At 63.2% G+C, this 24,893-nt stretch carries 21 protein-coding genes and 2 tRNA genes; 20 read left to right on the top strand and 3 right to left on the bottom strand.

Annotated features, from left to right (window positions below):
• Window positions 1–46 precede the first annotated feature (46 nt).
• Window positions 47–805, top strand: a complete 759-nt coding sequence (locus AT984_RS11605; protein WP_058720226.1) for an SIMPL domain-containing protein — start codon at window positions 47–49, stop codon at window positions 803–805.
• 62 nt (window positions 806–867) lie between these two features.
• Here AT984_RS11605 and AT984_RS11600 read toward each other — a convergent pair whose 3' ends face one another.
• On the bottom strand, window positions 868–1,638 hold the full coding sequence (locus AT984_RS11600) for a 3-hydroxybutyrate dehydrogenase (RefSeq protein ID WP_058720225.1): 771 nt from the start codon (window positions 1,636–1,638) through the stop codon (window positions 868–870).
• 104 nt (window positions 1,639–1,742) lie between these two features.
• On the opposite strand from AT984_RS11600, the gene AT984_RS11595 reads away from it, so the two are divergent.
• The 8 genes from AT984_RS11595 (at window position 1,743) to AT984_RS11560 (ending at window position 11,206) form a co-directional block, all read left to right on the top strand.
• Window positions 1,743–2,627: an alpha/beta fold hydrolase gene (locus AT984_RS11595; RefSeq protein WP_058722272.1), complete on the top strand. Its 885-nt coding sequence runs from the start codon at window positions 1,743–1,745 to the stop codon at window positions 2,625–2,627.
• 76 nt (window positions 2,628–2,703) lie between these two features.
• Window positions 2,704–5,019, top strand: a complete 2,316-nt coding sequence (locus AT984_RS11590) for a RelA/SpoT family protein (protein ID WP_058720224.1) — start codon at window positions 2,704–2,706, stop codon at window positions 5,017–5,019.
• Between the two features lie 66 nt (window positions 5,020–5,085).
• A tRNA-Val gene (locus tag AT984_RS11585) sits at window positions 5,086–5,162 on the top strand.
• 72 nt (window positions 5,163–5,234) lie between these two features.
• Window positions 5,235–5,311 (top strand) — tRNA-Val (locus tag AT984_RS11580).
• A gap of 212 nt (window positions 5,312–5,523) precedes the next feature.
• Window positions 5,524–7,605 (top strand): M13 family metallopeptidase, encoded by a 2,082-nt coding sequence (locus AT984_RS11575; protein WP_156421998.1) that lies wholly within the window; start codon window positions 5,524–5,526, stop codon window positions 7,603–7,605.
• A 222-nt stretch (window positions 7,606–7,827) separates the two neighbouring features.
• Window positions 7,828–8,424, top strand: a complete 597-nt coding sequence (gene phaR / locus AT984_RS11570; RefSeq protein ID WP_058720223.1) for a polyhydroxyalkanoate synthesis repressor PhaR — start codon at window positions 7,828–7,830, stop codon at window positions 8,422–8,424.
• Between the two features lie 66 nt (window positions 8,425–8,490).
• Window positions 8,491–9,891, top strand: a complete 1,401-nt coding sequence (gene rimO, locus AT984_RS11565; protein WP_058720222.1) for a 30S ribosomal protein S12 methylthiotransferase RimO — start codon at window positions 8,491–8,493, stop codon at window positions 9,889–9,891.
• A 124-nt stretch (window positions 9,892–10,015) separates the two neighbouring features.
• Window positions 10,016–11,206 (top strand): PLP-dependent transferase, encoded by a 1,191-nt coding sequence (locus AT984_RS11560; protein ID WP_058720221.1) that lies wholly within the window; start codon window positions 10,016–10,018, stop codon window positions 11,204–11,206.
• A gap of 69 nt (window positions 11,207–11,275) precedes the next feature.
• Here AT984_RS11560 and smpB read toward each other — a convergent pair whose 3' ends face one another.
• Complete coding sequence (gene smpB / locus AT984_RS11555) at window positions 11,276–11,791, bottom strand: SsrA-binding protein SmpB (protein WP_058720220.1); 516 nt, start codon at window positions 11,789–11,791, stop codon at window positions 11,276–11,278.
• A 51-nt stretch (window positions 11,792–11,842) separates the two neighbouring features.
• Here smpB and AT984_RS11550 point away from each other — a divergent pair, with 51 nt between their 5' ends.
• Complete coding sequence (locus AT984_RS11550; protein ID WP_058720219.1) at window positions 11,843–12,352, top strand: type II toxin-antitoxin system RatA family toxin; 510 nt, start codon at window positions 11,843–11,845, stop codon at window positions 12,350–12,352.
• Window positions 12,339–12,689: an RnfH family protein gene (locus AT984_RS11545; protein WP_156421997.1), complete on the top strand. Its 351-nt coding sequence runs from the start codon at window positions 12,339–12,341 to the stop codon at window positions 12,687–12,689. Before AT984_RS11550 ends, AT984_RS11545 begins: the two co-directional genes overlap by 14 nt.
• A gap of 73 nt (window positions 12,690–12,762) precedes the next feature.
• Here the strand turns inward: AT984_RS11545 and AT984_RS11540 are convergent, their stop codons facing one another.
• Window positions 12,763–13,287 carry a DUF4124 domain-containing protein gene (locus AT984_RS11540; protein ID WP_058720218.1) on the bottom strand — a complete coding sequence of 175 codons (525 nt, stop codon included), beginning with the start codon at window positions 13,285–13,287 and terminating at the stop codon, window positions 12,763–12,765.
• A gap of 185 nt (window positions 13,288–13,472) precedes the next feature.
• On the opposite strand from AT984_RS11540, the gene guaB reads away from it, so the two are divergent.
• The 9 genes from guaB to AT984_RS11495 all read left to right on the top strand — a co-directional run bounded on the left by guaB (window position 13,473) and on the right by AT984_RS11495 (window position 24,893).
• Window positions 13,473–14,942 carry an IMP dehydrogenase gene (gene guaB / locus AT984_RS11535; RefSeq protein ID WP_058720217.1) on the top strand — a complete coding sequence of 490 codons (1,470 nt, stop codon included), beginning with the start codon at window positions 13,473–13,475 and terminating at the stop codon, window positions 14,940–14,942.
• An 82-nt stretch (window positions 14,943–15,024) separates the two neighbouring features.
• Window positions 15,025–16,314 (top strand): MFS transporter, encoded by a 1,290-nt coding sequence (locus AT984_RS11530; RefSeq protein ID WP_231741406.1) that lies wholly within the window; start codon window positions 15,025–15,027, stop codon window positions 16,312–16,314.
• 35 nt (window positions 16,315–16,349) lie between these two features.
• Window positions 16,350–17,981, top strand: coding sequence for a glutamine-hydrolyzing GMP synthase (guaA, locus tag AT984_RS11525; protein ID WP_058720216.1), 1,632 nt, complete (start codon window positions 16,350–16,352; stop codon window positions 17,979–17,981).
• A gap of 34 nt (window positions 17,982–18,015) precedes the next feature.
• Window positions 18,016–18,246, top strand: coding sequence for a hypothetical protein (locus AT984_RS11520; protein WP_156421996.1), 231 nt, complete (start codon window positions 18,016–18,018; stop codon window positions 18,244–18,246).
• Window positions 18,247–18,398: 152 nt separating this feature from the next.
• A complete protein-coding gene (gene tadA / locus AT984_RS11515; RefSeq protein ID WP_257721158.1) occupies window positions 18,399–19,013 on the top strand; it encodes a tRNA adenosine(34) deaminase TadA in 615 nt (204 codons plus the stop codon).
• A 9-nt stretch (window positions 19,014–19,022) separates the two neighbouring features.
• Window positions 19,023–20,012 carry an LD-carboxypeptidase gene (locus tag AT984_RS11510; protein ID WP_082679975.1) on the top strand — a complete coding sequence of 330 codons (990 nt, stop codon included), beginning with the start codon at window positions 19,023–19,025 and terminating at the stop codon, window positions 20,010–20,012.
• 186 nt (window positions 20,013–20,198) lie between these two features.
• The gene (locus tag AT984_RS11505) at window positions 20,199–22,436 is read left to right on the top strand and encodes an ABC transporter substrate-binding protein (RefSeq protein ID WP_231741405.1); all 2,238 of its coding nucleotides are present in this window, start codon (window positions 20,199–20,201) and stop codon (window positions 22,434–22,436) included.
• Window positions 22,437–23,420 (top strand): ABC transporter permease, encoded by a 984-nt coding sequence (locus AT984_RS11500; protein ID WP_058720213.1) that lies wholly within the window; start codon window positions 22,437–22,439, stop codon window positions 23,418–23,420.
• Window positions 23,421–23,429: 9 nt separating this feature from the next.
• Window positions 23,430–24,893 (top strand): ABC transporter permease, encoded by a 1,464-nt coding sequence (locus AT984_RS11495; RefSeq protein WP_058720212.1) that lies wholly within the window; start codon window positions 23,430–23,432, stop codon window positions 24,891–24,893.

The raw sequence follows: 24,893 nt of genomic DNA, 5'->3' as shown, positions 1-24,893 counted from the left end.
CAGCGGGCGCATTAAGCTCGGTGTTATCACTATGAAAGGAAGCGCCATGTCGCAAGCCAAGATGTCCAAGCTGTCGAAGAAAACCTTGCTGAGTTTGTTGGTCTTGATGGGAGCCGGGGCAACTGGAGGTGCCGCCCATGCCGCCGCCGGCCAGCCGGGCGCCGACAGCTTGCCGCGTGACCGCCTCAATCTGCAGGCCACGGCCAGCGTGGAGGTGACGCGCGATGTCTTGGGCGTGACCTTCACGTCCACCAAGGAAGGCACTGACGCCGCCGCCGTGCAAACGGCCCTGAAGCAAGCTCTGGATGCGGCGCTGGCCGAAGCCCGCAAGCTGGCCAAGCCGGGCCAGGTGGATGTGCAGACCGGCAATTTCTCGCTCTATCCGCGCTACGCGCCCAAGGGTGGCATCAATGGCTGGCAGGGCACGGCTGAGTTGCTGGTGGAGGGCAAGGATGTGGCCGCCATCGCCCAGCTGACCGGCCGCGTTAACAGCATGACGATTGCGCGGGTGGGCTATAGCTTGTCCAAGGAACAGCGCCAGAAGGTGGAGGGCGATGTGGTCAAGCAGGCCATTGCCAACTTCAAGGCTCGCGCGGCTGACTATGCCCAGCAATTCGGCTACGGCGGTTACAGCATCGGCGAAGTCAATGTGAACAGCATGGACAGCACGCCCATGCTGATGGCCGCGCCGCCGGTGCGCTTCAAGGCCATGGCTGCCTCGGCTGACGAGTCGCTGCCCGTCGAAGCGGGCAAGGCCACGGTCAGCGTGACCGTGGGCGGCACGGTGGTGATGACGCTGCGCTGATTCGTTGAGGGCGCTAGGGCATGCCGGTGAGTGGCTGCCCTAGCGCTGCGTTGCGCTGAGGTTTACTGCGCCGTCCAGCCGCCGTCCAGGCTCCAGGCCTGGCCGCAGACATTGCTGGCGGCGTCGCTGCACAAGAACACCGCCAACTCGCCCAGTTGCTCGGGCGTGGTGAAGCGCAAGGAGGGCTGCTTTTCGGCCAGCAGGCGGCGCTTGCCTTCTTCCATATCGACACCATCGGCTGCGGCACGGGCGTCGACCTGTTTTTGCACCAGCGGCGTCAGCACCCAGCCGGGGCAGATGGCGTTGACGGTCACCCCGGAGGTGGCTGCTTCCAGCGCGACCGCCTTGGTGAAGCCGATCAGGCCATGCTTGGCCGCCACATAAGCTGACTTCTGCGCCGAGGCCACCAAGCCATGCACCGAGGCCAGGTTCAAGATTCGGCCCCAGCCGCGCTGCTTCATGCCGGGCAGGGCCAGGCGGGTGGTGTGAAAGGCGGAGCTGAGGTTGATAGCGATGATGGCGTCCCAACGTTCGGGCGGGAAGTCTTCCACCGCGGCCACATGCTGAATGCCGGCGTTGTTGACCAGAATGTCGCAGGCGCCGAACTCGGCCGTGACGTAGGCCATCATGGCCTCGATCTCGGCTGGCTTGCTCATGTCAGCGCCGTGGTAGCCGACCTTGACGCCCAGTGCGGCGACCTCGGCCTTGGGGCCTTCCACATCGCCGAAGCCGTTCAAGACGATGGTGGCGCCTTGGCGCGCCAGACTCAGCGCAATGCCCAGTCCGATGCCGCTGGTTGATCCGGTGACGAGAGCAACTTTTCCAATCAACATGGGGGTGAGTCCTTTCAAAGCTAGTGGATGCCTCATGCACACTATACGGACCTGAGGGCCTAAACCCTGTTGGAGCAGAGATTGATGATGAAAGGATGCCCGCCATGACCGAACCGCAGCTGAAGTTTGTGCAATGTTTGAGTGCATCCGGTCTGCACCGCATGGCGTTTTGGGAATGGGCTTACACCGGCCCGGCTTCGGCCGAGGCGCCGCCGGTGCTGATCTGTGTTCACGGCCTGTCCCGCCAGGGCCGGGATTTCGACACTTTGGCGCGAGCGCTGCAGTCGCACTACCGGGTGATCTGCCCCGATGTGGTCGGGCGCGGCAAGTCGGACTGGCTGGCCCAGCCCGCCGGCTACCAATTGCCCAATTACGTGGCGGATATGGTCACGCTGCTGGCGCGCCTGGATGCGCCGGTGGTGGACTGGCTGGGTACCTCGATGGGTGGCTTGATCGGCATCGGCTTGGCGAGTTTGCCCGGCAACCCGATTCGGCGCCTGGTGCTCAACGATGTGGGACCGACGATTGAGTTTGAGGCCTTGCAGCGCATTGGCGGCTATTTGGGCCAGCCCAAGCGATTCGCTTCATGCGCCGAGGGGGCGGATTATTTGTGGGGCATCTCCAAAAGCTTTGGCCCGCACAGCCCGGCGCAATGGGCCGCCTTGTCCGCGCCCATGTTCAAGCCCGATGGCGACGGCTTTAAGCTGCATTACGACCCGGCCATTGCCCAGCCTTTCGCCGCTTTCACGGCCGAGTTGGCCGCCATGGGTTCGGCGGCGATGTGGCGCGCTTTTGATGCGATTGCGTGCCCGACGCTCTTGCTGCGCGGCGCTGACTCTGACCTGCTGTCGCCGGCAACCGCCCAAGCCATGACACAGCGCGGCCCCCGCGTGGCGCTGCGTGAGTTCGCCGGCGTTGGCCACGCGCCCACCTTGCTGGTGCCGGATCAAATCGCCGCCGTGGCGGAGTTTTTACTGAACGAGGCATGATGTCGGCCTGATTCAAAGTGCTGCAGCCTTGTTTGGGCGACCATCGAAAAAAGAATAAATGAAGACCGGTTTGACTATGAGCGGCGCCACAGCCGCTGCCTCGGCGACGGACGCCGCGCCCATCGTGGCCTTGGTGGATGTTGATTTGTTGGCGGCCGAGGGAGCGCGGGCGGGTGAGCCGCCGCAGTCGCTGGCGCCGGTGCAGCGTGCGCGGGCATTTGCCGAGCCCTTGTTGATGGGCCAGATCCTGGACACCGGCGAGGATGCGCAAGTCCATGCCGACGGGGTGGCCGGCATTTTGGCCGCCATCGGCGCGGCGCCTTCGATGCAGGCCGCTGCCTATCTGGTTTACGCCGGAGACTTTCTCGCCAAGCCCGAGGAGGTGGTGGCCAAGGCCTTTGGCGAGTCCTACGCCAGTCTGGTCACGCATACCCGCCGCCTGGTGCAGATTCAGCGTGCCGCGCGCGAAGCCAAGGTCGATGCCGAGCGGCGCGGCGAGCAGACCGAGCGCGTCCGCAAGATGCTGCTGGCTTTCTCGCGCGATCTGCGCGTGGTGCTGCTGCGCCTGGCCTCGCGCTTGCAGACCCTGCGCTATTTCGCGCTCAGCAAAACGGCCTGCCCCGGCAGCCTGGCGCAAGAGTCGCAGCAGGTGTTCGCGCCGCTGGCCAATCGCCTGGGCATCTGGCAGATCAAGTGGGAGATCGAGGATCTGTCCTTCCGCTTTTTGCAGCCCGAGGCCTACCGCACCCTGGCCAAGGCCCTGGATGAAACTCGGGTGGCGCGCGAGCAAAGCATCGAATCGGCGCGGGCCGAGTTGCAAGCCAGCTTGGCCGCGCAAGGCATTGCCGCCCAAGTGCAGGGGCGGCCCAAGCATCTCTACAGCATTCAAAAGAAGATGCAGGGCAAGAGCCTGGCCTTGTCTCAGGTGTTTGACCTGCGCGCGCTGCGGGTCATCGTGCCCGATCTGGCGGACTGTTATGCCGCCTTGAGCTGGCTGCATGAGGCCTATACGCCGGTGACCGGGGAGTTCGATGACTACATCGCCCGCCCCAAGCCGAATGGTTACCAGTCCTTGCACACGGTGGTGAGGGGCGCGGATGGCCGGGCCATGGAGGTGCAGATCCGCACCCAGGCCATGCATGACCATGCCGAACATGGCGTGGCCGCTCACTGGGCTTACAAAGAGGCGGGCACGCGCGGCTATGCCGGCGTCAGCGCGGCGGGCGAATTTGAAGATCAGGTGGCGCAGGCGCGCAAGGCCGTGCTGCGCCAGTTGCTGGCCTGGGAGCGCGACTTCACCCAGGGCCAGCAGGCGGCGGAGCCAACACCGGCCGAGGGCGGCGCCGAGGCGGTGTTTGACGAGCGCATCTACGTCTTCACGCCCCAGTCCACCATCGTTGAATTGACGGCCGGTGCCACGCCCATCGACTTTGCCTATGCGGTTCACACCGATCTGGGCCACCGCTGCCGCGGCGCCAAGGTGGACGGCCAGATGGTGCCGCTGAGCACCGCTTTGCAAAGCGGGCAAACGGTGGAGATCACCGCGGCCAAGGAAGGTGGCCCCTCGCTGGACTGGCTGCATGCCGACAGCGGCTATCTGCGCAGCCCGCGTTCACGCGCCAAGGTGCGCGCCTGGTTCAATGCCCAGGCGCAGGCGCAGACGATTGCACGCGGCCGCGAGGCGGTGGAAAAGTTCTTACAGCGCGAGGGCAAGACGGCCATCAAGCTGGAAGACTTGGCGGCTCGCCTGGGCTTCAAGGGGGCTGACGCCTTGTTTGAGGTGGTGGGCAAGGACGAATACTCGCTGCGCAATATCGAACTGCTGCTGCGTCCGACGGTGCAAGAGCCCTTGTCTGACGAAGCCCTGGCCCAGCGCATGAGCCGTGGCGCCAGCAAAGCACCGCGTGGCGGCGTGCTGGTGGTGGGGGTGGATTCGCTGTTGACCAATCTGGCGCGTTGCTGCCGGCCGGCGCCACCCGATCAAATCGGCGGTTATGTGACGCGCGGCAAGGGGGTGGCCATTCACCGGGTGGACTGCATCAACTTCCGCCAGATGGCGCAGCGCGCTGGTGAGCGGGTCATCGAAGTGGCCTGGGGTGGCGAGGATGTGGCCGGCAAGGAGGGCAAGGGCGCCGCACTGTATCCGGTGGACGTGATTGTTGAATCCAGCGACCGCCAAGGGCTGCTGCGCGACGTGCTGGAAGTGCTGGCCAAGGAAAAGATGAACGTCACCGCGGTCAACACCCAGTCGGTCAAGGCAAGCAATAAGCAAACCCATGGCGAGACCGCCTGGATGAACTTCACGGTGGAAGTGGCGGACTCGGGCCGCCTGGCTCAGGTCTTGCGCAGCGTGGCTCAGGTGCCGGGTGTGCGGGCGGCGCGAAGAAAGTAATTGCAGAAAATTTTCTGCAAGACTTGCTGAAGTCCATAAAACCGGGCTATACTGCAAAGCTCTTTTAGGCGCGTAGCTCAGCTGGTTAGAGCACCACCTTGACATGGTGGGGGTCGTTGGTTCGAGTCCAATCGCGCCTACCAAATTGTTTGAACTGACACAGGTTGGTTGCAAGCGAAGCGGTAGGCAAGGCCAAAAGAGATTGAGAAAGATGAAGGCGCGTAGCTCAGCTGGTTAGAGCACCACCTTGACATGGTGGGGGTCGTTGGTTCGAGTCCAATCGCGCCTACCAAATTTGGTAGGCGATACTTCAAAAGTGTCGTCCCTGACGATCAGCGAAAGCCCGGTAGATCACATGATCTGCCGGGCTTTTTGCATTCCCGGCCAGCTTCGGTCTGCAGTGCCAAACCCCGCGCTCGGCAGGCCTTGCCCCTGCTGAAAGTCATCTTGCTGCGCCTGCGCGCATGAACTACCCTCGCCAGCTTTCGTAAACAAGGCATTGGCATGAAGTTTTTGCGACTGGCCCCCTTGGTGGGCATGATTTTTCTGGCGCATGGGGCGATTGGCGCCGAGGCAGTGGCTCCGGCCGCTGGCGTGCTGGGTACGGCTGCCGCAACCTCAGCTGCAGCCGCGAAGGCGCCCAATTCTGGGCTGGACCTGAGCGCCTTCGAGCCCAAGGTGCGGGCGCAGGATGATTTGTTCCGCGCCGCCAATGGCACATGGCTGAACACTGCCAGCATTCCTGCCGACAAATCGGCCTACGGCGCTTTTGAGCAATTGGCCGACAAGTCTGATGCGCAGGTGCGCGCCATCATCGAGGCCTTGAGTGCCAAGCCGCAAAAGGATGGCAGCACCGAGCAAAAGATTGCCGCCTTCTACAGCAGCTATCTGGATCTGGCGGCCATCGACAAGGCTGGCCTGGCGCCCGCGCAAGCGCGGCTCGACAGCATTGCGGCCATCAAGACCAAGGCCGAGCTGGCTCAGTGGTTGGGCGGCGCGCAAGGCGTTTCCAATCTGCCGATCAATTTGTATGTGATGGCGGATGTGAAGCAGCCCACCATCAACCGCGCCCTGGCCACGCAAGGCGGCTTGGGCCTGCCTGACCGCGACTACTACCTCAAGGCCGATGCCAAGCTGGCGCAAGTGCGCAAGGCTTATTTGAGCTACTTGAGCACCTTGGCCAAGTTGAGCGGCGAGGCGGTGCCTGACCAGGTGGCGGCCCAGGTGCTGGCGCTGGAAACGCGCATCGCCAAGCTGCATTGGAGCAATGTCGCGAACCGCGACCCGGTCAAGACCTACAACCCAATGACCCCGGCACAGCTGGCCAAAAAGGCGCCTGGCTTGGATTGGTCGGTGTTTCTGAAGGCCGGTCAGCTGGACGGCATTGATCGCCTGTCGGTGACTCAGCCCAGCGCCATCATCGGCCTGGCCGCATTGGTGAACACCGTGCCCCTGGCGCAGTGGCAGCAGTATTTGAAGCTGCGCGTGCTGGACGAGAACGCACAAGTCTTGCCGCAAGCCTTCCGCGAAGCGCATTTCGCCCTGCACGGCGCGGCCCTGACCGGCGCGAAAGAGCCCCTGCCGCGCTGGCAGCAAGGTATCAACGATGTCAACCAGGCCTTGGGCGAGGCCTTGGGCCAGGTCTATGTGGCCGAGCATTTCCCGCCGGCCTACAAGGCGCGCATGCAGGAGTTGGTGGCCAATTTGATGGCGGCTTATCGCGACTCGATCGATGGTTTGAGCTGGATGACGCCTGCCACCAAGGCCGCGGCGCGCGAGAAGCTGTCCAAGTACATGGTCAAGATCGGCTACCCCGATACCTGGCGTGATTACTCCGGGCTGGACGTGCGTGCCGGCGATGCTTTCGGCAACAGCGCTCGCTCGGCCGCGTTCGAGTACCAGCGCATGGCGCAGCGCGCCGGCAAGCCGGTGGACCGCACGGAATGGGGCATGACGCCGCAGACCGTCAACGCCTACTACAACCCAACACTCAACGAGATCGTGTTCCCGGCCGCCATCCTGCAGCCGCCGTTCTTTGATATGGCGGCGGATGATGCGGTGAATTACGGCGCCATCGGCGCGGTGATCGGCCACGAGATCAGCCACGGCTTTGACGACGAAGGCAGTCAGTTCGACGGCGACGGCGCCCTGCGCAATTGGTGGACGCCGGCCGACCGCAAGGCCTTTGATGCCATCGGCGCCAAGCTGGTCGCTCAGTACAGCAAGTACGAGCCGCTGCCGGGCAAGCAGCTCAATGGCAAGCTGACGCTGGGTGAGAACATCGCCGACTTGTCGGGCCTGCAGATTGCCTACAAGGCCTATCAGCGCAGCCTGAATGGCAAGCCGGCCGTGGTGCTGGACGGCATTGGCGGCGAGCAGCGCTTCTTCCTGGGTTGGGCGCAAGCCTGGCGCGACAAGGCGCGGGATGAAAAAGCCCTGCAACAGCTGACCACCGACCCGCATTCGCCGCCGAGCTTCCGCACCAACGGCGCTGCGATCAATAACGATGGCTTCCATCAAGCCTTCGGTACCAAGGAGGGTGACGCCATGTTCAAGCCTTCGGCGCAGCGCATTCGTATCTGGTAATTCAGCAGGGGGCTTGGATGCTCTGAGGGCTGAGGCTCTCGGGCTCTGGCGCCCTGATAATGACGCCGCCCCCTTGCCGCAAGGCGTGGGGGCGATTTTTTTGTGGGGCTGTGGCCGAGCGTTGATCCGCAGGGGTATTCCCCGCCAGGGCCTCAAAAGCGGGCTTTTAGAATGGCCCGAGCAAGCATTACAACAATTGGTCTGACAGACAAGGAGCTTTTCATGGCGACTGCCCGCAAAGGCAAGGCGGCGAATCCGGTCGAGGGCGATGCGGAGTCGGCCGCTGCGGTGCGGATATTGAAAAAGTATCCCAATCGTCGTCTCTACGACACCCAGACCAGCAGCTACATCACGCTGGCCGACGTCAAGAAAATGGTGCTCGAGGGCCAAAGCTTCGAGGTGCGCGATGCCAAGACCAGCGAGGATCTGACGCGCTCCATCTTGCTGCAGATCATTCTTGAAGAAGAAACCGGCGGCGTGCCCATGTTCAGCACCAGCTCGCTGGAGCAGATCATCCGCTTCTACGGCCATGCCATGCAGGGTGTGATGGGCGACTATCTGGAGCGCAATGTCAAAACCTTTGGCGAGTTGCAGTCGCGCTTTGCCGAACAAAGCCAGGGCTTGGCCTTCAGCCCCGAGCTGTGGACGCAGTTCATGGGCGCGCAGTCGCCGGTGCTGCAAAACCTGATGGGCGGCTATGTGGAGCAGAGCAAGAGCTTGCTGACGCAGATGCAAGAACAGCTCAAAGAGCAGATGCAGCAAGCCGGCGCCATGTTCCCCGTGATACCAGGCATGCCGGGCTTTCCGCCCAAAAGATAGGCCTAGAGTCGAGCTTGGTGGCGCCGCGCGTCAGCGGGGCAGGGCGGAATGAGGGAAAATCGCAGGATGACTGCAATCCAAACTCCCAGCCCGCTGACCACCAGCGCCCCCAAGATCGCTTTTGTGTCGCTCGGCTGCCCCAAGGCTCTGACCGATTCCGAGCTGATCCTGACCCAGCTCAGCGCCGAGGGCTACGAAACTTCCAAGTCCTTTGCGGGTGCCGATCTGGTGATCGTCAACACCTGCGGCTTCATTGACGACGCCGTCAAGGAAAGCCTGGACACCATCGGCGAAGCGCTGGCCGAGAATGGCAAGGTCATCGTCACCGGTTGCCTGGGCGCCAAAGCAGGTACAGCCAGCAGCGATGCCGGCAGCCTGGTGCGCGAGATGCACCCCAGCGTGCTGGCCGTGACCGGCCCCCATGCCACGCAAGAGGTGATGGATGCCGTTCACACCCATGTGCCCAAGCCGCACGACCCCTTTGTTGATCTGGTGCCCGCTTACGGCATCAAGCTCACACCCAAGCATTACGCCTATCTGAAGATCAGCGAGGGCTGCAACCACCGCTGCTCCTTCTGCATCATCCCCAGCATGCGGGGCGATCTGGTATCGCGCCCAATTGGCGATGTGCTGAGCGAGGCCAAGGCCTTGTTCGTCTCCGGCGTCAAAGAATTGCTGGTGATCAGCCAGGACACCAGTGCCTACGGTGTGGACGTGAAATACCGCACCGGCTTCTGGGACGGCAAGCCGGTCAAGACCCGCATGTATGACTTGGTCGCGCAGCTGGGCGAGATGGCCCGCGAGCATGGCGCCTGGGTGCGCTTGCACTATGTCTACCCCTATCCGCATGTGGACGAGGTGCTGCCCTTGATGGCTCAGGGCTTGATCCTGCCTTACCTCGATGTGCCCTTGCAGCACGCTCACCCCGATGTGCTCAAGCGCATGAAGCGCCCGGCCAATGGCGAGAAGAATATGGAGCGCATCCTGCGCTGGCGCGAGACCTGCCCGGACATCGTGATCCGCTCCACCTTCATCGCCGGCTTCCCTGGCGAGACCGAAGAGGAATTCCAGTATCTGCTGGACTTCATGCAAGAAGCCCGCATCGACCGCGCCGGCTGCTTTGCCTACTCGCCGGTGGAAGGCGCCACGGCCAATGATCTGGCTGGCGCCTTGCCGCAAGAAGTGCGTGAAGAGCGTCAGGCGCGCTTCATGGCGGTGGCAGAAGCCGTGTCTATCGCCAAGCTGCGTTCGCGCATCGGTGCCACCATGCAGGTGCTGGTGGACTCGGCGCCGGCGCTGGGCCGCAAGGGTGGCGTGGGTCGCACTTATGCCGACGCTCCGGAGATCGACGGCACCGTGCGCATCCTGCCGCCCGAGAAGGCCAGCCGCATTCTCAAGGTCGGCGAATTCACCAAGGTGCGCATCGTCGCGGCCGAAGGGCATGATCTGATCGGCATGCCGGTCTGATGACTTTGGGCAGGGTCAGGCGGGGCGGTTTGCACCAGCCGCCTCGCTCTGCCCTCGGCAGATTGGGTAGAGAATCCACGGCGGGCTTTGGCCCGCTTTTTTGTTTTCACCGTGAGATCGATTCGTGAGCAAACGCGCCATTTCCACTGAGCAAATCCACCACCCTTACCGCGACCCCGAAGGCTGGGATGCGCATCCGGTGGGCGTCTTCAAGGCCTCGACGGTCTTGTTCAAAAACACTGCCGATCTGCATCAGTACCGCCCGCGCGATGGCAAGAGCTACCGCTACGGCCTGCACGGCACGCCCACCAGCTACACCCTGGCCGCGCGCATCGCCACTCTGGAGAGCGCCGAGCATTGCTTGCTGGTGCCCAGTGGCCTGGCGGCGGTGACGCTGGTGAGCCTGGGTCTGCTGCGCCCGGGCGACGAGGTGCTGGTGCCCGATAACGTCTACGGCCAAAACCGCTATCTGAGCGAATCGCTGCTGCCGCAGTTCGGTATTCAATACCGTTTCTACGATCCGCTGGATGCCGCCGGCTTCGAGGCCATGCTGAGCGAGAAAACCAAGCTGGTCTGGCTGGAGGCCGCCGGCTCCATCACCTTGGAATTCCCTGATCTGCTGGGCTTGATGGCTGCTTGCAAAAAGCACGGCGTGATCACCGCGTTGGACAACACCTGGGGCTCGGGTGTTGCTTTCAACCCCTTCGAGATCGCGCCTGGCGTGGGCGTGGACGTGTCCATGCAGGCCTTGACCAAATACGCCTCGGGCGGCGCCGATGTGCTGATGGGTTCGGTCTGCACCCGCGATCTGGCCTTGCATGAGCGGCTTAACCATATGCATGAGCATCTGGGCTACGGCCTGGGCCAGAACGATGTGGAGTTGGTGCTGCGCGCCTTGCCGACGCTGGAGTTGCGTTACCGCGCCCAGGATGCCAGTACGCGCGCCTTGGCCGAGTGGATGCTGAGCCGCCCCGAAGTGGCGCAGGTTCTGCACCCGGCCTTGCCGGATTCGCCCGGTCATGCTTATTGGCAGCAGACCAGCAGCGCCGGCGCGGCCTGCTTGTTCTCGGTGATTTTCAAGCCTGAGTACAGCTCGGTTCAGGTCGATGCATTTGTGGATGCGCTGAGCCTGTTCGGCATCGGCTATTCCTGGGCCGGCCCGATGAGCTTGGCCGTGCCCTATGACATGGGCCGGAGTCGCTCGCTGCCGTCCCGCTTGGCGCCCGGCCGCGTGGTGCGCTTCGCCATCGGCTTGGAGGCGGCGGATGATCTGCAGGCCGATCTGGCGCAGGCCTTGGCCGCCTTGGCGGGCTGATCCTTGCGGTGATGGGCAAGGTGGTGAATCGCTGTGCGCTAGGGTTGTAGCCCTAGCGCTGGCCCTGTCTTACGGGCCTTTTGATGCGTGCCGCATCAGTTGGCCCTTCTCGCGCTCCCAGTCACGCTTCTTCTCGGTGTCGCGCTTGTCGTGCTCGGCCTTGCCCTTGGCTAGGCCGATCTCGGCCTTCACATAGCTGCCCTGGAAGTGCAGGTCCAGCGGCACCAGGGTGAAGCCGCGCTGCTCGATCTTGCCGATCAGGCGGCGGATGTCTTCCTTCTTCATCAGCAGCTTCTTGGTCCGGTCGGCCAAGGGGCTGATGTGGGTGGAGGCGGTGCGCAAGGCGTTGATGCGGCAGCCGATCAGGAATAGCTCGCCGCCTTTGATCATCACATAGCCATCGGTCAGCTGAACCTGGCCGGCACGGATGGCCTTGACCTCCCAGCCTTCCAGCACCACGCCGGCCTCGTACTTTTCGCTGATGAAGTAGTCGAAGCGGGCGCGGCGGTTCTCGGCGATGGGCTTGGAGCTGACGGCGGGCTTGGCCTTGGGCGGCGGCCGGTTGGCGGTAGCGGATGTGGACATGAGACTCGGTTCTTTTTGGGCAGGCGGGTGCCAATACAATTCGTCCATTGTATGAAGCATGTAAAAAAATCCGTCCTCCTTTGGTACTCGCCGCGCGAGATGTATGAACTTGTGGTCGGCGTGGAACGCTATCCGGAGTTTTTGCCCTGGTGCGAGCGCGCCGAAGTGCTTGAGGACAAGGCCGAGCCGCAGGCCGATGGCATCTTGGTGGAAACCGTGATGGCCCGGTTGCATATGGCTTATGCGGGCGTGCGACATGCTTTTTCCACCCGCAACACCCACAGCCTGAATCGGCGCGTTGACATGCAATTGGTGGACGGACCTTTTTCGATGCTCGAAGGGGGTTGGCAGTTTCTGCCGCTGAACAAGCCCGGCACCCTGACGAGTGCGGCGGATGCCGCGGAAGAGCAGGCCCTGGCGTGCAAGATCGAGTTCGAGTTGCGCTACGCCTTCTCTTCAGCGGCGCTGGAGGCTGTGGTCAGCCCCGTGTTTGACCGGGTGGCCAATACCCTGGTCGAGCGCTTTGTGCAGCGGGCCGAGGCTGTTTATGGCCCCCGCTGAGGTGGCAGACCCCAGCATCGCGGTCGAGTTGGTGTGGAGCCCGCGGGCCGGTGAGGTTCATCAGCGTCAATTGCTGGTGGCGCCCGGCAGCAGTGTGGAGCAGGCCTTGCGTGCTTGTGCTGACTTTGCGCCGCAGCTGGCGCTGTTGGCTGACCTGCGCATCGGTGTGTGGGGGCGTATCAAGCCTCTGAGCACGGTGCTGCGTGAGAATGACCGCATCGAGGTGTATCGCCCCTTGACCGTGGATCCGAAAGAAGCTCGGCGTCAGCGCTACAAAGCGCGTGGCCAGCGCATCGTGTCTCGGCATCGGCCTTTGGCGGGCAAGTCCAGCGCCTGAGTGGCGAGCTTAGCTGTCGATTCCTCGCGGATTTGGCGCGGCGGCTTGGCCGTAGCGCCTCAGGCCTTTTGAATCAGCGGCATTCGGAATTGGCTGCAGTGCGGGCGCGTTGCATTTCCAACTCGCGCTGCTGGTCATCCAACACCACCGGCTCACCGCGCTCATTGCTGCGCGTCACCCGGATGCCGCTTTGCAGCAGGCTGAGGTTGTCTTGTGCGCTCTTGCAGTTGGCGCGGCGCTGCTCGGCTTGCCGGCGCTCCTCGTCCTTTTGCTTGGCCAGCGTTTCTTTTTCCTGTTGCTTATTCTTGGCTTGTTGCGCCAATTCTTCTTTGCTCGGGCCGCTGGCTGCTTTGGCAGGCGGCAGGGCGGCTGCGCTGGCTGCTTGGCCGTACGGAACAACAGTCACCACGCTGCGCTTGGAGCTGGCAGGGCGCTGCAGGATGTCGGCTTCGGGCGTGCCATTGGGCGGGGGCAGGTCGCTGAACTGCATCTTGCCCGCGGGGTCGCGCCATTTCCACTGGGCAGCGGCCGGCGTAGCCAGGCTCAAAGCCAGGGCAAACAGGGCCGCACATCGGGCAATGGCAGTGATTTTTGGCATCGGGAACATGGGTTCAGTGTAGCGGCGCAGGGTCGGCGGGCATGGGTGTAAAAGCGTGACCAAGTCGGCATAAACAGGGCCTTGAGGTGGCGAGGCTGGGCCGGCCTGCAGGGAAATTATTGGGTCGGCGCGCCGGCAATGCCCAGCCCTCCGTATAATGCCGCTTTGCGACTGGAGCTTCCCTCATGCGCCTTTTAGGAAAAGCGCTCACCTTCGACGACGTTTTGTTGGTGCCAGCGTTCTCCCACGTGTTGCCTCGCGACACCTCTCTTGCCACTCGGCTTTCCCGCAATATCCGCCTCAATCTGCCCCTGGTCTCTGCGGCCATGGACACGGTGACGGAAGCACGTTTGGCAATTGCCATCGCGCAAGAGGGTGGCATCGGCATCGTCCACAAAAACCTCACGGCCAAGCAGCAAGCCATCGAAGTGGCGCGCGTCAAGCGCTACGAGTCGGGCATTGTGTTGGAGCCTTTCACCATCACGCCCACGACCACCGTGCGCGAAGTGGTTGAGTTGCAGCGCCTGCATGGCGTCTCGGGCTTCCCGGTGTTGGACGGCAAGAAGGTGGTCGGCATCGTCACTGGCCGTGATGTGCGCTTCGAGACCCGAATGGATCTGGCCGTGAGCCAGATGATGACGCCGGCCGAGAAGCTCGTCACCGTCAAGGAAGGCGCTTCGCTGGAAGAGGCCAAGGCCTTGATGCACAAGCACAAGCTTGAGCGGGTGGTCGTGGTCAACGCAAACTTCGAGTTGCGCGGCCTGATGACGGTCAAGGACATCACCAAGCAAACCAGCTTCCCCAACGCCGCCCGCGATGCCCAGGGCAAGCTGCGCGTCGGTGCTGCCGTCGGTTTCGGTGACGACACCGAAGAGCGCGTCACCATGCTGGTCAAGGCCGGTGTGGATGCCCTGATCGTCGACACCGCCCACGGCCACAGCGCTGGCGTGCTGGAGCGCGTGCGCTGGGTCAAGCAAACTTTCCCCGGCGTGGATGTGATCGGCGGCAATATCGCCACCGGCGCGGCCGCTCTGGCGCTGGTTGAGGCGGGCGCCGACGGCGTCAAGGTCGGTATCGGCCCAGGCTCCATCTGCACCACCCGTATCGTGGCCGGTGTGGGCGTGCCTCAGATCACCGCTATCGACAATGTTGCGACCGCTTTGCGTGGCACCGGCGTGCCGGTGATTGCTGACGGCGGCGTGCGCTTCTCGGGCGACCTGGCCAAGGCCATCGCCGCGGGTGCGGACTGCGTCATGATGGGCGGCGCCTTTGCCGGCACCGAAGAAGCGCCTGGCGACTTGATCCTGTACCAAGGCCGTAGCTACAAGAGCTACCGCGGCATGGGTTCGATGGGCGCGATGGCCAAGGGTTCGGCCGATCGCTACTTCCAGGACACCTCGGCCAACAATCCCAACACCTCCAAGCTGGTGCCCGAAGGCATCGAAGGCCAAGTGCCTTACAAGGGCTCGGTGGTGCAGGTGATCTTCCAGATGGCCGGTGGCCTGAAGGCGTCGATGCACTACTGCGGTTGCGCGACCATCGCCGACATGCAGGAGAAGGCCGAGTTCGTTGAGATCACCTCGGCGGGCATGCGCGAAAGCCATGTCCACGATGTGCAGATCACCAAGGAAGCGCCTAACTACCGGTCGGAGTGATCGTTAGCGTTGGAGCAATAGGGGCCTCGGCCCCTTTATTGCTTTCAGCGCCGACCATCCTTGCCAATTCCCAGGAGCACGAGTGAGCGACAGCGCGACGACAAGCAGTCCAGCCCCCGACGCGGGCCAGAGCCCAGGCAAGGGGCGGGCCGCCGGCATGGGCTTCATCATGGTGGCGGTGCTGATCGACATGATCTCCATCGGCCTGATCATTCCGGTGCTGCCGCCCTTGGTCGGCACCTTCACCAGCAACCAGGCCGACCACGCGTTTTGGTATGGCGCCGTGGCCCTGGCCTTTGGCTTGGCCAACTTCTTCGGTTCGCCGATTCTGGGCTCCTTGTCTGACCGCTTCGGGCGCCGGCCGGTCTTGCTGATCGGCTTCGCCGGCCTGGCGCTGAGCTTTTTCGGTACCGCCCTGGCCTCGGCCTTGTGGATGCTGATCGCGATCCGCTTGGTCAGTGGCGCGATGCAGGCCAATGTGTCGGTGGCCAACGCCTATGTTGCGGATATTTCCAGCCCGGAGGAGCGAGCCAAGCGCTTTGGCATGTTGGGCGCGGCCTTCGGCATGGGCTTCATCCTGGGCCCGGTGATGGGCGGCATTCTGGGGGGCATCAACCTTCATCTGCCCTTTGTGGTGGCCGGCAGCCTGGCCGTTATCAACTGGTGCTATGGCTTTTTCATTCTGCCCGAATCGCTCAAGCCTGAGCTGCGGCGGCCCTTTCTCTGGCGCAATGCCAATCCGCTGGGCGCGCTGAAGAAGCTCAACAACCTCAAGGGCGTCGGCCCCTTGGTGTTGGTGATCGCGCTGAGCGGCCTGGCGCAAATGATTCTGCAAACCAGCTGGGTGCTTTACACCACCTTCAAGTTCGGCTGGGGCCCCAAGGAAAACGGCTGGTCGCTGTTTGCGGTGGGTGTGATGTCGGTGCTGGTGCAGGGCTTTTTGCTGCCCAAGCTGCTCAAGGCCTTCTCGACGCAGCGCTTGGTGGTGATGGGCTTGTTGTCCAGCGTACTGACCAACTTTGTTTGGGGTGCGGCCTGGGAGGGCTGGATGATGTACGCCATCATCGGCTTCAATGTGCTGGGCTTTGCGGTCAGCGCGGCGATTCAAAGCCTGATTTCCAACGCGGCCAACGCCACCAACCAGGGCGAGACCATGGGGGCCGTGTCCTCACTCAATAGCATGATGGCGGTGATGGCGCCCGTCATCGGTGCGGCCTTGCTGGGCTTGGTCTCGCATCTGCCCAAGGGGGATTGGCGCATCGGCGCGCCTTTCTATTTCTGCGCCGCGCTGCAGGCCCTGTCCTTGTTCTTTGCTTGGCAGCATTTCAGCCGATCCAAGGCCGCGGCTGAGTCAGCTTCGGCCGCCGCTTGAATTCGAATTTAGAGATAACAGAAGTAGCTTTCACCATGCATGACAAAGTCCTCATCCTCGATTTCGGTTCTCAAGTCACTCAGCTGATCGCGCGCCGCGTGCGCGAGGCGGCGGTGTTTTGCGAGATTCACCCCAACGATGTGAGCGATGAGTTCATCCGCTCCTTCGCGCCCAAGGCCATCATCTTGTCGGGCAGCCATGCCTCGACTTATGAGGACCACGAACTGCGCGCGCCGCAGGCCGTGTGGGATCTGGGTGTGCCGGTGCTGGGCATTTGCTACGGCATGCAAACCATGGCCGTGCAGCTCGGCGGCAAGGTGGAGTGGAGCGATCACCGCGAGTTCGGCTATGCCGAGGTGCGCGCCCATGGCCACACCAAGCTGCTGGACGGCATTCAGGACCACGCCACGCTGGAAGGTCACGGCATGCTCAAGGTATGGATGAGCCATGGCGACAAGGTCACCGCGCTGCCGCCGGGCTTCAAGCTGATGGCCGAAACGCCCAGCTGCCCGATCGCCGGCATGGCCAATGAAGAGAAGGGCTATTACGCCGTTCAGTTCCACCCCGAGGTGACGCACACCCTCAAGGGCCAAGCCATGCTGACGCGCTTTGTGCGCGAGATCGCCGGCTGCAAGGGCGACTGGATCATGGGCGACTACATCGAAGAAGCCGTGGCCAAGATCCGCGAGCAGGTCGGTGATGAAGAGGTCATCCTGGGCTTGTCCGGTGGCGTCGATTCGTCTGTTGCTGCTGCCCTGATCCACCGCGCCATCGGCGACCAACTGACCTGCGTCTTCGTGGACCACGGCCTGCTGCGCCTGAACGAAGGCGATATGGTGATGGACATGTTCGCCGGCAAGCTGCATGCCAAGGTGATCCGCGTGGACGCCAGCGAGCTCTTCCTGGGCCAACTGGCCGGTGTCACTGACCCCGAGAAAAAGCGCAAGATCATCGGCGGCCTGTTCGTCGATGTCTTCAAGGCCGAGGCGGCCAAGTTGAAGGCAGCCAATGCCGAAGCCAAGGGCGAGGCAGGGAGTCGCACCATCAAAGGCGCGACGTGGCTGGCTCAAGGCACCATCTACCCCGATGTGGTGGAAAGCGGAGGCACCAAGACCAAGAAGGCCACCACCATCAAGAGCCACCACAATGTGGGCGGCCTGCCTGAGCAGCTCGGCTTGAAGCTGCTGGAACCGCTGCGCGAGTTGTTCAAGGACGAGGTCCGCGCTCTGGGCGTTGAGCTGGGCTTGCCGGCCGAAATGGTCTACCGCCACCCCTTCCCCGGCCCGGGCCTGGGTGTGCGCATCCTGGGCGAAGTGAAGAAGGAGTACGCCGACCTGCTGCGTCGCGCCGACGCCATCTTCATTGAAGAACTGCGTGGCTGGAAGGACGAAGCCACGGGCAAGAGCTGGTACGACCTGACCAGCCAGGCCTTCACCGTCTTCTTGCCGGTCAAGAGCGTGGGCGTCATGGGTGACGGCCGTACTTATGACTATGTGGTGGCACTGCGCGCCGTGGTCACCAGTGACTTCATGACCGCCGACTGGGCCGAGCTGCCCTACGGTCTGCTGCGCAAGGTCTCTGGCCGCATCATCAACGAAGTGCGCGGCATCAACCGCGTGACCTACGACGTGTCGACCAAGCCGCCTGCCACCATCGAGTGGGAGTGATGAATTTGGCGGCCAGCCTGCAAGGAGCTTTTTGATGCGTGCAGCTTTGAGCATTCTGGGCTTGGTGATCGCCTTTGCCTTCGTCATGTACTTGATGAAGAAGCAGCTGGTGACACTCAAGCCGCCGGCAGCGGCTGCCAGCGCGGCTTCCAGTGCTGCGGAGGCGGGCGGTGCTGCCGCCTTGCCGCGGCCAGATGCTGTGCGTTTGCAGGTCGAAAGTGCCTTGCAGCAGAGCGCGCAAAAGGCCTCTGAGGCCATGCCCTGAAGGCTTGCTGACGGTCTGCCGCTGCAGGGCCTCAGCCAGTGCAGCTTGGTCGGCCCTAGTCATGATCAGCTTGCGCGGCGGGCGCATTGATCGCGGCTCGGAAGCTGGCACTACACTGATGCCGACTCTTTATGACTGCGAGTGCCACGCCTTTGACCGTGATTGAATCCACCCGAACGGCGGCCAGCGCCGCTGCGGACGAATACGCCATGCGCATCGCGCTGGACCAGGCGCATAACGCTTGGTTGGCCGGTGAAGTGCCGGTCGGTGCGGTGCTGATGCGCCAGGGCCAGGTGATTGCCACCGGCTACAACCGGCCCATCACCACCCATGACCCGACCGCACATGCGGAAATTGTGGCGCTGCGCCACGGTGCCACCTTGCTGGGCAATTACCGCCTGCCCGAATGCGAACTCTTCGTCACCCTGGAGCCCTGCGCCATGTGCGCCATGGCCATGCTGCACGCGCGCCTCAAGCGGGTGGTGTTCGCGGCCACTGATCCGAAGACCGGCGTTGCCGGTTCGGTGCTGAATCTGTTTGAACAGCCTGCGCTCAACCACCACACCTGCGTGCAGGGCGGCGTGCTGGCTGAGCCCTCCGCCAAGCTGCTGCGAGAGTTTTTTGCCCAGCGCCGCGAGGCAGCCCGGCAGCGCCGCGCCGCCGCCCGAGCGCACGAAGCGCAAGACTTCGGCGGCGCCAGCGAAGAAGCCATACCCACCGGGGATGCCACGCATCTCGACCCCACCCCGGCCCCTGAGTCCAACTAGAAAGCTGCCATGAGTAATAGCCTGACCCTTTTCACTCCCGCCGGTGTGCTGCTCAAGAGCCAGCCGCTCAAGCGCGCCGCCAAGCGCCTGGCCAAGCTGGGCTTTGATGTGACGATTGACCAGGATGCGCTGGCCAAGCACCAGCGTTTCGGCGGGGATGACGCCACCCGTCTGGCGGCGCTGCACCGCGTGGCCGAGGCCGCGCCCAGCATCGCCATGGCCACCCGCGGCGGCTACGGCATGACTCGTTTGCTGGACCGCATCGACTGGGCCTTGCTGGGGAAAAGCGTGCAGAACGGCACCCGCTGGGTCGGCTTGAGTGATTTGACCTCGCTGCATATGGGCCTGCTGGCCCACGCCAAGGCGCAGAGCTGGGCAGGCCCCATGGCCTATGGTGACTTCGGCCGCAGCAGCAAAGAAGGCGGCGTGGATGATGTGACCCAGGACTGCTTCGTGGAAGCCATGAACGGTTTGCTGGAGGCCGTGGGCTTTCGCTGCCCCAAGTCGGATGCTGGCCATGACGGCCTGGCCGTGCGCGGCACGCTGTGGGGCGGCAATCTCACAGTGTTCAACTCCTTGCTGGGCACCAAGCACATGCCCAAGATCAAGGGCGGCATTCTGTTCTTGGAAGACATCAACGAGCATCCTTACCGGGTCGAGCGCAATCTGCTGCAACTGGCGCAAGCCGGCATTCTGGATGCGCAAAAAGCCATCGTGCTGGGCGACTTCGGCGGCTGGAGCAAGTCACCCAACGACCGTGGTTACGACTTCAAGTCCACCGTGGCGGCGCTGCGCGAGCACACCAAGACGCCCGTCCTGACCGGCCTGCCTTTCGGTCATGTGGACACCAAGGTCAGCCTGCCGGTGGGCGCGCAAGTGGACCTGATCGTGCAAGGCCGTGATGTGCTGCTGGACTGGCAGAACGACCCGCAGCACAAGCGCGCCCATGCGCATGCGCATGAAGAAGGCCACGCGCACGATCACGCCGCGCATGCGTAAACCCTGACTTTGGGCACTCGGCTTTGGCCGAGCTGCCCGCTATGATTCAGCCACTGCCTCACAACCAACGGCCCCATGGGTCGCACTGGTTTGGAGGCTTTGTGTTTTTGGGCGGGTCTTGAAGCGGAAGGAAGTCTTGTGCCTTGTCAGGAGTTCGGGGTCTGGGCCCGTCGTTTGAGCTGCTGCGTGTTGCTATGCCTGGGCCTGAGCGCCTGCAATAACAGCCCTTATCCGCAAGGCGCCGAGGGCGAGAACACGCTGTACATGGCGTTTCAGGAGCGCTCGCCGCGCTATCTGGACCCGACGGCCTCCTACACCGCGCCCGAGTCGGTCTATGCCTACCAAATCTACGAGCCGCCCTACGGCTACCACTACCTCAAGCGTCCTTACGAGTTGGTGCCGCGCGCAGCAGAGTTCGTGGTGCAGCCTTACTACCTGGACGCCCAGGGCCAGCGCCTGCCGCAGGACGCGCCTGCCGAGCGCATTGCGCAAAGCGTGTACGACGTCAAGATCCGGCCCGGCCTGAAGTACGCGCCGCACCCGGCGTTTGCGCGCGACGCGCAGGGTCGCTTGCTTTATCACGCAATGAGCCGCGCCGAGTTGGGCGATAAGCGCTCGCCCTGGGAATTTGCCGAGCGCGGCACGCGCGAGTTGGTGGCGGATGACTTTGTTTTCGCCATCAAGCGCCAGGCCACGCCGCGCATCGAGGCACCCGTGTTCGGGCTGTTTTCTGAGGTGGTGCTGGGCCTCAAAGACTATGGCGAACTGGTCAAGGCCGAGAACCTCAAGCTGCTGGGCGGCCTGCCCGAGAACGCGCCCGACAAGCCTTTTCTGGACTTCCGCCGCTGGCCCCTGGAAGGCGCGGTAGCGGTGGACAAGTACACCGTTCGCATCCGCATCAAGGGCAAATATCCGCAGTGGAAATACTGGATGGCCAGCACCTTTTTGGCGCCAGTGCCCTGGGAGGTGGATGCCTTCTATGCCCAGCCCGGCATGAATGAGCGCGGCCTGTCCTGGAACCAGTGGCCGGTGGGCACCGGCCCTTACATGATGACGGAGTACAGCCAAGACCGTCGCCATGTGATGACGCGCAACCCCAATTACCGCCTGGACACCTATCCCTGCGAGGGCTCGCCCGGCGACAAAGAGGCGGGCTTGCTGGACGATTGCGGCAAGCGCGTGCCCTTCATCGACAAGATCGTTGCCACCTCGGTCAAGGAAGTCGTGCCGATCAAGGAAATGTTCAAGCAGGGCTATCTGGACCTGCCAGAGTTGGACCGCGCCGATTGGGGCGTGGACTTCATGGTCGACAAGACTGACTCCGAGGCGGTGAGCCGCCGCTTCGATGAGCGCGGCTTCAAATTCCCCATTTACGTCGACATCACCAACTGGTATTTGGGCTTCAATATGCTGGACCCGGTGCTGGGCCGGGGCGACACGCCCGAGCAGCAGCGCCGCAATCGCAAGTTGCGCCAGGCCCTGTCGATTGCGATTGATTGGGAGGAGGGCTATGGCCGCATCTTCCGCAACCGCGGCGGCGACACCGCGCACGGCCCGGTGCCCCCCGGCGTGTTTGGCTCGCAAGAAAGCTTGGCGGGTCAGCCGGGCCACCCCCAGGCGCATAACCCTGTCACGCATGAGATCGTGAATGGCCGCTTGCAGCGCCGCAGCCTGGCTGCCGCGCGGGCCTTGATGGTGGAGGCCGGCTACCCCGAGGGGCGCGACGCCAAGACCGGCCAGCCCTTGGTGCTCAATTACGACTATATGCGCGCAGTAACGCCCGAGGTGAAGGCGCAGAACGACTGGATGATCAAGCAGTTCGCCAAGCTGGGCGTGCAGTTGGAAGTGCGTGCCACCGACTACAACCAGTTCCAGGACAAGGTGCTCAAAGGCAAGCACCAGGTGTTCTGGTGGGGCTGGTTCGCCGACTACCCGGACGCCGAAAATTTCTTCTTCCTGCTCTACGGCCCCAACGGTAAATCGAAGAGCGAGGGCGAGAACGTCAGCAACTATGACAACCCCGAGTTCAACCGCCTTTATCGCCAGCTGCAAACCCTGGAAGACGGCCCGCAGAAGCAGCAGGTGATGGACCAGATGCTGCAACTGGTGCGAGAAGACGCGCCCTGGGCCTGGGGCTTTTGGTCCTACTCCGGCTCGGCTTTTCAGAGCTGGCTTTACAACGGCAAACCCGGCGTTGTGGTGCGTGACCCGGTGCGCTACCTGCGCCTGGATGTGGCGCAGCGCAAGCAGAAGATCGCCCAGTGGAATCAGCCGGTCTGGTGGCCGCTGCTGGTCTTGTTCGGGGGCTGCGGCCTGATTGTCTGGCGCACCCGCCAAAGCTTTCGGGCCCGTGAATTGGCGCGAGCGCCGGGCTATCAGGCCGGCTATCAGCACAGCGAAAAATCCGCTTCAGGAGGCGCTTGAATGTTGAGTTATGTGTTGCGCCGCCTGGGCTATGGCTTGCTGGTGCTGATCGGGGTGAATCTGCTGACCTTTGTGCTGTTCTTCTCGGTCAATACGCCGGACGATATGGCGCGCCTGAACATCGGTGGCAAGCGCGTCACCCAGGTGCAGATCGAAAAGTGGAAGACCGAGCGTGGCTACGACAAGCCGATGTACTGGAATGCGACCCAAAGCGGCGCGGCCAAGCTGACCGATACGATTGTGTGGGAGCGTTCAGCCTCGCTGATGTTGTGGGACTTCGGCCGCTCGGATGCGCGCCAGGCCGTGGATATCGGCCATGAGATCAAGACCCGCATGGCGGTGAGCCTGCAGCTGGCCTTGCCGCTGTTCTTTTTGCAGGTCTTGGTGAGCGTGGCTTTTGCCTTGCTGCTGGTCTACTTCCGCAACTCCGCGCTGGACTTTTGGGGTGTGGTGCTGTGTGTGCTGATGCTGTCCATTTCCAGCTTGTTCTACATCATCGTCGGCCAGTATTTCTTCTCGCGTGTGCTGCGCTTGGTGCCCATCAACGGCTATGCGCCTGGGCTGGATGCGATCAAGTTTCTGGCCCTGCCGGTGCTGCTGTCGCTGCTGTCGCGCCTGGGCAGCGAGGCCCGGCTGTACCGCGCCATGTTCTTGGAGGAAACCGCCAAGGACTATGTGCGTACCGCCCGCGCCAAAGGCATGAACGAGCAGGTGGTGCTGTTCCGCCATGTGTTGCGCAATGCCCTGATTCCCATCCTCACCAGCGCCGGCAGCTATCTGCCTTACGTGTTTCTGGGCAGCCTGGTGTTCGAGAGTTTCTTCGGCATTCCCGGCCTGGGCGCCTTCATCATCGAAGCCATCGCGGGGCAGGATTTCGCCATCGTGCGCAGCATGGTGTTTTTGGGCGCCGTGCTTTACATCGCCAGCAATGCGCTGATCGACATTGCCTACACCTGGGCCGACCCTCGGGTCCGCCTGAGCTGAGCCGCGCGTATGGATTTCAAGTTTGTATTCCTCTGGACCGATGCGGCGCTGTGGGCCCTGATGGCGGGGCTGCTGGCCTATGCCTTGCGGGTGCGCGGTCAGGCGACGTTGAAAGCCAATTGGCAGCGCGTGCTGCGGGACCCGGTGGCGGCCAGCGCTGGTTTGCTGCTGGGCCTGTTTTTGCTGCTGACCCTGCTGGACAGCGTGCATTTCCGCAGCCGAATTGCCGTGTCGGCTGAAGCGGCGGGGCAGGGCGCTCCTGCTGTGTACGACACCCAGACCCGCTCCCTGCTGGACCTGCTGCTGCAGCGCCCGATCAGCATGCGTGAGTTGAGCTACTCCGAGCCTCTAGCCTACCGAGGCTTCAACAAGGAAGCGCAGCAAGACTCGCTGCAGCGCGACTACCCGCGCTTGCAATTCGGCGGTGCCCATTTGCAGCATCCGGCCGAGCAATGGGCCGGCGACGTAGCCACCCGCGCGGCCCTAGGCCTGTTGCTCGGCGCTGGCGTGTTGGCCCTGGCCTGCCTGGCCGTGGCCGCCGCGCTGGCCCGCCACCACGGTGGCTTTGGCCGCGCCTGGCGCGACCTGGCGGCCGACCGAACCCATTACCCTTGGCGCGCCATGCTCTTCACCTTGGGCGTGGTGGCCTTGCTGGTGGGCCCGGTGCTGATGTTGATGCCGCACTACCATGTCTTCGGTACTGATCGCACCGGCAACGATGTGCTGGTGCAGGCGCTCAAAAGCGTGCGCACCGCCTTCGTGATCGGCGCCTTGTCCACCTTGGCTACCTTGCCCCTGGCACTGGGCTTGGGCGTGCTGGCCGGCTATTACAAGGGCTGGGTGGATGAGCTGATTCAGTACTTCTACACCTTGCTCAGCTCGGTTCCCAATGTGCTCTTGATCGCCGCTTGCGTGCTGATGGTGCAGGTCTATCTGGACACCAATCCGGAGGCCTTTGAGACCGGCGCGGAGCGCGCCGATCTGAAGATGTTTCTGCTCTGCCTGATCTTGGGCCTGACCGGCTGGGCCGGCTTGTGCCGCTTGGTGCGCGGCGAAACCTTGAAGCTGCGCGAGCTGGACTATGTGCAGGCCGCTACCGCCTTTGGTGTCAGCGACGCGCGCATCATGCAGCGCCACATCGTGCCCAATGTGATGCATCTGGTGCTGATCACGGTGGTGCTGAGTTTCTCGGAGCTGATTCTTTACGAAGCGGTGCTCACCTATGTGGGCGTGGGCGTGGACCCCAGCATGAACAGCTTCGGCGGCATGATCAATCTGGCGCGCAGCGAGATGTCGCGCGACCCGGTGGTGTGGTGGAGCTTTGCCGCAGCCTTCGGCTTCATGGTGACCTTGGTGCTGGCCGCCAATTTGTTTGCCGACGGCGTGCGTGATGCCTTCGATCCGCGCGCCCGTCAGACCCGCCCGCGGGTGCCCGCGTTTGTGGCCCATCAAACCAGCAAGAGTGAGGGCTGA

The sequence above is a fragment of the Paucibacter sp. KCTC 42545 genome, from assembly GCF_001477625.1.
Classification (GTDB): Bacteria; Pseudomonadota; Gammaproteobacteria; order Burkholderiales; family Burkholderiaceae_C; genus Paucibacter_A.
Note: the sequence above shows the minus strand (reverse complement) of the source record. Positions and strands in the feature narration are given on the sequence as shown.